Genomic DNA, 9294 nt, shown 5'->3' with positions numbered 1-9294 from the left:
TTGCTCATGGTGGATGGTTTGTTGTTTGCTGGTTTCCGACTTCGACAATCAGATTCTCAGCTGAAACCTCCACCGCCTTCAATTCCCCGCCCCAGATCCCCCGTACACCACTTCCGACTTTAGCTCTAATTGGCCAACCGCGAATTGCTGCAAAAGTTTATGCTTTCAAACATCTCGAAGATACGCGAGAGCGGGGGTAGTGAGGAGAAGAGCGCACCCCGCGGCTTCGATATGGCCGCGGGGAATGCGTCCCACGTTCGCTTGACCGTAAGATCGAAGAAACGTGCTCAGGAAAGCCATGATCTGGCGAGACCGCCTTCTGGGCCGGCTTACTGAAACGGTAAAAACTGGACCGCTGTTCGAAGTCAGGCGCGGTCACGTCGACTGACACAGCCATCAATTCGGCATTGTCCACAAATGAAGCGCGGGGACTCGAACCGCGCTCGATGTTGCCAACGGGTTCCGCAAGCCAGAACGACGAACGGAACTGTCTGTTCGCTGAGCCGACTCCGGCGGTGAACGTGCCGCCGCAATACAGCTTGGTTGGCAGCGCAAAACTCGTGGGTATCGAATCCGGAGGCGTATCCACGCTTTGTGCTCATACTACATCGCCGACTATCCCATCAACCGTATCGAAGAGTTACTGCCGTGGGATTAGAGGTGCAGTGACAGCCGCCTTCCAGTCCCGGAACGAGCAATTATCGATCGCGCCACGGCTTGCCACACCGCATATTTGAGATCAGGTTGAGGCCGGACCAGGTCACGAGTTCCAAGCTTGACGGAACACGCGCATCCAGTTATCTCCCATGATTTTCGCTATGTCGGTGGCAGAGTAGCCGTGGCGTCCCAGTTCTGCGGCTAGGACTGGGAGGTCACTTACCGTGCTGAAATCCGCGACGTACTGGATTCCGTCGGGCTGATTGTATTGAAACTCTGGACCAAAATAGAATGATTTGCCAGGATCAGGGGGCGGACTGTGGTCTGGGGGGTTGCCGATGGTCCAGTCGGGACCAATACCGACGTAGTCGACTCCCACGAGCCCAGCAATGTAGTCGATCATATCGACATAGCGCGAAATGCTTGCCAAAGGGGGAAAAGGCCCGGTGTCCGCATAGCGGGCATCCGCTCGGCTCCAAACTATAAAACAGTTTGTCGCGTTGACGCCGATTAGACCGCCGGTTTTGGCAATACCTTCGATTAGGCGGTCGCTGACGTTACGCGGATTATCGTCTAGTGCGGCAGGGTTAGAATGTGAACAGACAACGGGACGGGTTGCCATCTTGATAACATCGAGGCTGGTCTGCTCGCCAGAGTGACTGCAATCGACCAGAATACCGATGTCCTGCATCTGGCCTACGATAAACCGGCCCGCCGTCGACAGCGGCGTCGTTGGGTCAAGGTCGCCGCCGCCAAAAAAGTTAGCAAATTGGTAGGCGAGGTTGGCAATCCGTAGCCCCCTTTCGTAATACTTGGAAAGCTGCGTTTGCGGCGGGCTGACATACCAATTGTTGGCCGGGCTGCTGAGATCCTTCTCGTTGTTCCACATCAGCTCGAGCGGATACAAATCTTGAGCGCCGGCGACGATAGCAACCTTGCCCGCTTGTTTAGCGGTCAGGATATCGTTGTAGGACTTGGCAAGCGTGACCTTCGATGAGTTAGCGGCCACAAAACTATCGATTTCATCGAAGCGATGAAAAGTCATGGTATTCCCGGAGTACTGCCAGACGGTGGCGCCTACGCTCAGATAATCGTCGAGGTAACTGAGGGTGAGATCGGAGCCGTCCGCTCCGACTACGATGACCTCCTTAGCTGACGATAGGGCGGCGGAGACGCTTCGCGCGCGCGAAACCCCTTGAATCCCAGTAAGCGCCGCAACCCCGCCAACGCCGGCTTTAATGAAATCTCGACGCGTCATCCCCATAATCCCACTCCCTGGCTTTTTTCAATTAAATCGTTGGGTAATTGTCCTACGTCGGCAGTACTGGTGATTGTTGACGATCTGGGCATCGAGGTGGAGCGTGCTTCGCGGTCTGAACGACCCGCTCCCGGCATAGGCGACCGTCTTTCGTGGGTCGGTTTGGTGCATTCGCCGACGGCCCGGTAGCGACCGGGTTCCAGCGTTTCGCCATCAGGCAGAACTCGGCCCAAAAGTCGCCATTCAGCAGCCATGTCACCTGGACGCTCAGACGTCAGCTACACCTTGGCGGATTCAACCGGTCGATGCAACACAATGAACGCGCACGGATGCCGCGTCGGTCGCAGTGCGGTCCGCCCCGATCTGTCCAGTATGCGGGACGCCCCGGATTGCCGCGGCCGGGCGCTCCTCCTACCATCAACTCCCCCGCGCCATTTGCAGCGAATGCGCCACCGGCAACGCGCCGTCAAAAGCGAGCGCCCCAGCCGACGCAATCCACACAGCACCTATTCGACCAGGAGGCAAGCATGCTCAGTGCCCATGAATTCGCGACATTGATGCTAGTCAGGGACTCGGCCGACCATATTGCCGAGCGCGAAGAACTTGATATGTTGCTTGAACGCCAGCTAATCGCCCTGGAGCAGCTTGCCGGCGGGGCGGTGCGGCCTCGCGTGACGCCGGAAGGGGATTCGCTTCTCCGTAACCTCGGACGCCTGCACTGACAGGCCTATGCCGTGCTGGGTGTGACCCGGGACCGAGCTTCGAACGTCACCCATCGATTTTCAGCGCGAGTGAGCGTTAGGCAGCAGTCGCGTGAGCATTGTGCCGCCCGGCGGAGTTACCAGGCGCGTCGACGCGCATTGTGTGCTTCGGCTGTGGCGAATCAAACCGGGAACGCAGCGATCGATGTTCCAAACTGGGATCGAGCACTAGCGGGAACAGGTCGGTTTTTTCATCGCGACGTTTCGTCTTCCCAGTCGTGCCATTCCACCCTATGAATTTCCAGGTATCCGTTCACGGCCTCTCCAACTGTCGGAAAGAAGTTGCTATCGCCGAACATGCCAAACATGCCGTAGTGTTTGAGGCTGTCTTTTACGGGACCTTTCAGCTCTGCGAAAACCAGTTTGACCTGCCGCCCGGCCAGTTCACCATGCAGCCTTTCGAGCACCTCGGCGGCGGTGAGATCGATATCGGTGACGGGCTCCGCAGCGATGACGATCCAGCGTGCCGGCGGCCCGGGGGACGCATCGACGGCTCGCAGCACGTGCTCACGAAAAATCTCGCCATTGGCGAAAAAAAGCGGCGCATCCCAGCGCAGCAACACGAGCCCGGGCACGCGGCGCGCTTCGGGATGACGCGACACGTCGTGATAGCCCTTCAGCCCGTCGACGCGCCCCAGCACGGCATCGTAAGGCCGCCAGGCGCGCCATAGAAACGACAGCACGGCAAGCAGCAGCGCCAGAGCAATGCCGTTGACGACGCCCAGAATCGCAACGCCAAGAAAACACACGATCGCCTGCACGAATTCGCTTTTGCGCAGACGATAGAGCCGCATGACGCCGCGCACCTCGATCATGTTCACGCATGCGGCAATCACCACGGCGGCCAGTGCGGATTGCGGCGCATGGGACAGCGCACGTGGGGCAAATACGAGCAATGCCGCGACGATCGTGGCGGCTACCACGCCCGTGACCTGGGTCTTCCCCCCGGCAGCTTCAGCGACGGGCGTGCGCGACCCGCTCGCACTGACGGCGAAGCCCTGCAGCAAGCCAGCCGCGATGTTCGACAGCCCGAGCGCGACGCATTCCTGATTCTGGTTGACGTTGGTGCCGGTGCGCAATTCATAGGTCCGCGACAGCACGCTGATGTCCGTGAACGAAACGAGCGCGATCGCCGCGGCGCTTCCCGTGAGATGCAGCCAGTCGTGGACGCTGGCCTTGGGGAAGCGCGGAACAGGCAGGCCCTGTGCGAACGCGCCGACAGTCGCAACGCCGGCGCGCTGCGCCAGATCGAATGCCATCACCACCACCGTCGCGCCCGCCACCGCCAGCAGCACGCCGGGCGCTTTGGGCCATAGCCGCCTGCAGCCGAGAATCAGCACAAGCGCACCGGCGCCAAGCGCGAACGATGTCGCATTCACTTTCGATGCGGCGATTCCTTCCAACAGGTCGCGTAGCTGCTCGAAAAACGATTCCCCTTTACCTTTAAAGCCGAGCAGCTTCGGCAACTGTCCGACGACGATCGTCAGAATGATGCCGTTCAGAAACCCGTGCCGGATAGGTAGCGACAGCAGCTCTGTGACGAATCCGAGCCTCAGCGCGCCCACCACGATGCAGATTGCGCCAGCCAGTATTGCGAGCGCACCCGCTAGTGCCAACGCGTGGGCGGCATCGCCTTGCGCGAGCGGCATGATGCTCGCTGCGATCAATGCGACGAGCGCGGAATCGGGACCGAGCACCAGAATGCGGCTGGGACCAAAGAGCGCATACGCGAGCATCGCGGCAAACGACGCGTACAGTCCGTTGACGGCGGGAAGGCGTGCCACCTCCGCGTACGCCATGCCCGCAGGCACGAGAACGGCGCTGAGGGTAACGCCCGCTACGAGGTCGTGCGGCAGCGACGAGAGCGAGTAGTCGCGCGCAACGGCGAGTCCATTGACCCAGCGCAGCGGGCCGGCACCAGGCTTGCACCTCGGGCGGTCTCGCCTGGTTCCACCTTTCATGTCCATAGTGGCGCGCCAATGGCATCGCCCGCGGCATTTGTTGCCGGGTCCGCTGTGCCATTGAGATGACGTTTGCATGACAGCCAGAAGCAAGCGCGGTTCCCGCCGGTACTGGGACCAGGCTGGACTCGGCCAAGAGCAGTCATCCGACGCGAGGCCCCAGATTCATGACGATCGAGCGGAGTGGCCTTCGCGTCGCAGGCCCACGCGCCACGTGCGGTTCTCTAGTCAGGTCAGCAGCGGACGACACCCGCCCTCAAAGACGCGCTCCGTCCGCGAAAACCTGTTTCCAGATCAAAATGCGGACAGATCGACGCAAGCCAGTGGGCCAGAACGGATCGGTCTTCACCAACCGATCGACCTCATCTGCCGAATCAGCGTCTACCAGCCATAGCCCACCAGCCCCTGAGCCTTCATGTCGGCGAAGCGGCCCAGCAGCTCTGATCATCGACGCATGCGTGCTCAAAAAATCCAGGTGGGCCGGCATGTACCGGGCGCGGACATCTGCCGCGCAATTGTTGTCGTCTTCGAATAGAACAGCAAACAGCATCGTTACGTCTCCTGTGGTGTGGATGCGCTTAGCCTAGTGCGGCATCATTACAGTCTCAATGCGAAAAAATGCCGAACAACACTGCAAAAATGCCGACCCTGGATTGGAACGATCTTCAGTACGTCCTCGCCGTTGCCCGCGACGGCGCCTACGCACCAGCCGGGCGACGCCTAAGCGCAGATCCGACAACCGTCGCGCGACGGGTGCGTGCGATCGAGTCCGCGTTGCAAACGAAACTTTTCGAGCGCGCAGCGGATGGCGAGATACGTCCGACGGAAGCCGGCGAAGTTGTAATTGCACGCGCGGAGATCGTTGAGGCACAAATTGGCGGCTTGAGCGAGGCTGTCGAAGGCGTCGATTCGGCAGTGAGCGGCTCGGTGCGCGTGACCTCCGTGCCGTTGCTCCTCAATCGCGTGCTAGTGCCGGCGTTGCCCACCTTGCTTGCCCGATACCCCGACTTGCGAATCGAGCTTGTCGCCGACGCACGCGACCTGAATCTGGGTCGGCGCGATGCCGACATCGCAGTGCGCCTCGCGAGACCCGGCGGCCTGGTCGGCAATCGTGTATTTGCACGGCGGATCGGCATGCTTCGTTACGCCGTCTATGCGCCGAAAGTTTGCAAAGACGACGCGTCAGATCTTCCGTGGATAACGTATGAAGGCGAGATGGCCGCGCTTGCCCCGGCGCGGTGGATCGACGAGGCAGCCCGACGCGGTGGCGGCTTGGCTGCCGTGGCAGTAAACGACGCGGAATCCGTCTTGCAACGCGTGCAGGCCGGACTCGGGCGATCGTTGTTGCCGCGCATCGTCGCCGAACGCACGCCGGGAATTGCGCGAACCGACTTCGATGGCGCAGCGCTGCTCGAGAGGGAAATCTGGACGCTGACACATCCGGACGTGCGACACCTTGCGCGCGTATCGGTGGTGCTGACCTGGATCGAAGCGACGCTAGCCAGCGGCGAAATGTAGTTGGTCTTTGGGTTCGCGAGTCAGTCGGCGAACGGCCGGTTTCGGCAAATTCGAGCGTCCGAGAAGGCTCGGTTTGGTGTGTTCGCCGCCGCGACGGCGGAGGCCGGGCGCCAGCGCTCGCCAGCAGGCAGGACCCGGCCCAGTTTCAGTAATTCGACATCGCGAAGAAGATCGTCGACAATCTGCAACAAATTAACCGCCTGCACCCGCAACAAGAGCCCATGAAGCTAAGAATATTTGTCACGGCAATACTCGGCATCCTGGCTCTACTCGTACTTGGCCTACTCGGATATACAGGTGCCGCTGTCGGATCGAAACTCTACTTCCTCGCAGCTGAGCGGACGTGGCCCCAAACCGAAGCAACAATCACTTCCATCCATACGATCTCCAAACCCCTCAAGTACGGAAACCATTTGTGGGCACCGTCATGGACATATACCTACACCGTAGACGGTCGGTCATACAGCGCCGAAAGCACGCACATCGCTCACAGTTATGATGTGAACTGGTATCAATATGAACCTGTCGCGGAACGTGACGGCCTATTGCGGCCAGTTGGTTCCACAGTCCATGCGTTTTACGATCCGGGCAACCACTCGCGCTCCGTTTTAGATCGGGCGACATTTGATCTGTTGGATGCCATATACTCCGCGCTCTTCATTCTGGTGTTTGCAAAGACCGTGGATTTTGTACGCACTGGGCGGCGTCAGGCTGCAAAGCGACCCTGATGATGCACAGGCGTCGCGGCCATTCACACGACACGAGATCGCAGCCTGGTCATCGCACGCCTTGGCACCGCGACGTTACGTTGTTCCAGGAAACCATACACAAAGGTCATAACAATGAAAATGGCAGGCGTAATGCTTTTCTTGCTGGGGATAATTATTGGCGGGACTTCATTCACACTCGCGTACATTTACTGGGTGGCTAGTCCTGTCGGACTACCGTGTCATTCGGTGGGCTATGACGGGACGCTCGAAATTGAGAATCGCTTCTTGGGCAAGGAGATATCTTTTCTCAACAATGGAAAATCCAAGCTCTTGGCACGGGAGGCCGGACGTAATCGCGGGCCTTTCCCGATGACAATGTTCGACGGAATGCCGTCTGGATCTCCCATGCATTTGGAGTATTGCGGCCCTGACCTCGTACGGATGAATTTAGGCGATCGTGAAATCCTCAAACGCACGCAGAAAAACGCCGAAGATAGCCGAAAGGCGGGCATGCTGCAGTGGGGATGGGGAGTAATTCTTGGCGTTTCGGCTGCGCTATTGGGCCACTGGTTGGCACGGCGCGCACCCGATTAAACTGACCGTAGTTCCAGTCAAGGCCATCTCGGTTCGTAGCAACGAACGTCGGCTCTGGGCGGGCCGCAACGTCAGATTTGGGTCACACTGCGCCGCATGCATCCAGCGCCGATCGGCCACTTTAAGCCAGTCGGCATCGCCTCGTGAATTGCTGACAATCTCCATCTGACGCATCGCCAGTCGTGAATCGACCGATCATCGACCCACTAGCGAAACGCCGACGTCTGGAAATGTTCACCTAAACTGCGGGAAAAATGTTGAGGTAGCATCATCGAACTCAACAGGGGGAATCGGTGCTTTGGAGAATTAAATCTCGCATAAACGCAGTCGCCTCCTCTCTTGCCTGTCTGCTTCTCAGCGATCTTTTTACGATCCTGGCAGATATGATCGGCTACATCACGCTTCCTTGGTGGATCGTTCATCGGGGCGGTGCACATCACCTTGCGATCTACGGTGCAAGCATTGCCATCACCACGATCTTCACAATGCCGCTGCTTTCGCCGCTTGGGGATCGATACGCAAAGCGACCGCAGATTGTATGGGGTATCTGCGCCTTAATGGTGGTCGCCTTTACCCTTGCGACGCTCGCCTCGCTGTCTGCCTACCGACTTACACTCATCATCTGCATAGGCGTGGTCACCGTTGTAGCGAAAGCTTTTATCGACGCGGCCAGTTCCACCATCTCGGCTGAACTTGTTCCGGCGAATCGTTTAGCCGAGGCTCTTCGTCTTCGTAGATCGACGCAAGCGGCTGGACGGGCCTTGGGGCCAGCACTGGCTGGCGCGGCATTGGCCTTGGGCGGTATTGCTGCAGCGTTCTGGATGAACGGCATGCTGCTTGGCCTCGCTGCCTATGTGACGTTGAAGCTTCCGTCACAGTATCAGCATCGCGAACACCATCGCGGTTTGGCCCGTTGGTGGGAAGACCTGCGCGCCGGACTGTATGCTAAATGGATCGTCCCGTTGGAGCGCGGCTGGACACTTGTCAACTTCCTCGTATGGATCTTCCAAGGCCCAGCAGTCGGCATGCTGATTCCGCTCAAAGTTCAATCACTCGGGCTGTCCGGTCTCTGGCTAGGTGGTTGCGAAGCGGCTCTATCGATAGGTTTGCTGCTCGGCAGTTTTCGTGGTTCGGACGCACTGGCCAGGCTGTTCGGCCGATTCAATGTCCGGGTGGGGGCTGCAATGTGTGAAGGGCTGGCACTTGCTGCTTCGGGCTGGGCGCATTCATCCATCGTTCTGATATTGGCGCTTACATGTGTGGGTTTCGCCAATGCATCGATGGGCCTCGTTGGCGCGACTCACCGTTCATTGGCTATTCCGCAGAATTTCCGCGTGCGTATTCTCGCTGCCAGCATGATGACCACGCAGATTGCAGGCATTCTTGGACCAATGATCGCAGGCGCGGCGCTCACTCATTGGGCGGTTGGCAGTGTCTACACATGTTTCGGCCTCGCTACGTGTCTACTCGCTTTCGGCTTTGTCCTCATACCGCGATCGCGCGAATTCTTTGCACTCGATCACGATCAGGTGAAAGATTGGTTTCGTCACCAATATCCCGATGCATTCAGAGTACCAACGGTGCCTGAATCGAGACAGATTACGTAGATCACAAGGCGACGGGAAGTCGAGCAACGCCGCGGGTGTATGGGTGGTTTGGTCTCAACCCGGAAGACGAACGAGTGACTGCTTTGTAGAGATCTCGTCGACCGCTTCGGGTCGAGCTTGTGTGAAAACGCGTTGATCGCCTAGACTGGATTAACTCATTCAGCATGGGTGACCGGATGAAGCGATTCATAGAAGGCGAAGATCGCAAGCAGGTGACGCTGCTTCCAG

The 9294-nt window shown here is 58.8% G+C and carries 9 protein-coding genes; 5 read left to right on the top strand and 4 right to left on the bottom strand.

The window, feature by feature from the left end; translation table 11 throughout:
• Positions 1-760: 760 nt before the first annotated feature.
• Complete coding sequence (locus tag AB3X86_RS37125; protein ID WP_368599774.1) at positions 761-1921, bottom strand: membrane dipeptidase; 1161 nt, start codon at positions 1919-1921, stop codon at positions 761-763.
• A 521-nt stretch (positions 1922-2442) separates the two neighbouring features.
• Here AB3X86_RS37125 and AB3X86_RS37120 point away from each other — a divergent pair.
• Positions 2443-2637, top strand: coding sequence for a hypothetical protein (locus tag AB3X86_RS37120; RefSeq protein ID WP_368599773.1), 195 nt, complete (start codon positions 2443-2445; stop codon positions 2635-2637).
• Positions 2638-2867: 230 nt separating this feature from the next.
• On the opposite strand, the gene AB3X86_RS37115 is transcribed toward AB3X86_RS37120, so the two are convergent.
• Together AB3X86_RS37115 and AB3X86_RS37110 are read right to left on the bottom strand one after the other, a co-directional pair.
• Positions 2868-4637, bottom strand: a complete 1770-nt coding sequence (locus tag AB3X86_RS37115; RefSeq protein ID WP_368599776.1) for a SulP family inorganic anion transporter — start codon at positions 4635-4637, stop codon at positions 2868-2870.
• A 256-nt stretch (positions 4638-4893) separates the two neighbouring features.
• Positions 4894-5187, bottom strand: a complete 294-nt coding sequence (locus AB3X86_RS37110; RefSeq protein WP_368599772.1) for a YciI family protein — start codon at positions 5185-5187, stop codon at positions 4894-4896.
• A gap of 68 nt (positions 5188-5255) precedes the next feature.
• On the opposite strand from AB3X86_RS37110, the gene AB3X86_RS37105 reads away from it, so the two are divergent.
• Positions 5256-6155 carry a LysR family transcriptional regulator gene (locus AB3X86_RS37105; protein WP_368599771.1) on the top strand — a complete coding sequence of 300 codons (900 nt, stop codon included), beginning with the start codon at positions 5256-5258 and terminating at the stop codon, positions 6153-6155.
• Positions 6156-6175: 20 nt separating this feature from the next.
• On the opposite strand, the gene AB3X86_RS37100 is transcribed toward AB3X86_RS37105, so the two are convergent.
• The gene (locus AB3X86_RS37100) at positions 6176-6346 is read right to left on the bottom strand and encodes a hypothetical protein (protein ID WP_368599770.1); all 171 of its coding nucleotides are present in this window, start codon (positions 6344-6346) and stop codon (positions 6176-6178) included.
• 30 nt (positions 6347-6376) lie between these two features.
• Between AB3X86_RS37100 and AB3X86_RS37095 the strand changes: the two genes are divergently transcribed.
• The 3 genes from AB3X86_RS37095 to AB3X86_RS37085 all read left to right on the top strand — a co-directional run bounded on the left by AB3X86_RS37095 (position 6377) and on the right by AB3X86_RS37085 (position 9066).
• A complete protein-coding gene (locus tag AB3X86_RS37095) occupies positions 6377-6883 on the top strand; it encodes a DUF3592 domain-containing protein (RefSeq protein WP_368599769.1) in 507 nt (168 codons plus the stop codon).
• Between the two features lie 114 nt (positions 6884-6997).
• On the top strand, positions 6998-7459 hold the full coding sequence (locus AB3X86_RS37090; RefSeq protein WP_368599768.1) for a hypothetical protein: 462 nt from the start codon (positions 6998-7000) through the stop codon (positions 7457-7459).
• A 317-nt stretch (positions 7460-7776) separates the two neighbouring features.
• On the top strand, positions 7777-9066 hold the full coding sequence (locus AB3X86_RS37085; RefSeq protein ID WP_368599775.1) for an MFS transporter: 1290 nt from the start codon (positions 7777-7779) through the stop codon (positions 9064-9066).
• The last annotated feature ends 228 nt before the right edge of the window (positions 9067-9294 follow it).

The sequence above is a fragment of the Paraburkholderia sp. BR14374 genome (assembly GCF_040948685.1).
In the GTDB taxonomy this organism is placed as follows: Bacteria; Pseudomonadota; Gammaproteobacteria; order Burkholderiales; family Burkholderiaceae; genus Paraburkholderia; species Paraburkholderia youngii.
The sequence above is the reverse complement of the archived record's forward strand: the minus strand, read 5'-3'. Positions and strand labels throughout refer to the sequence as shown.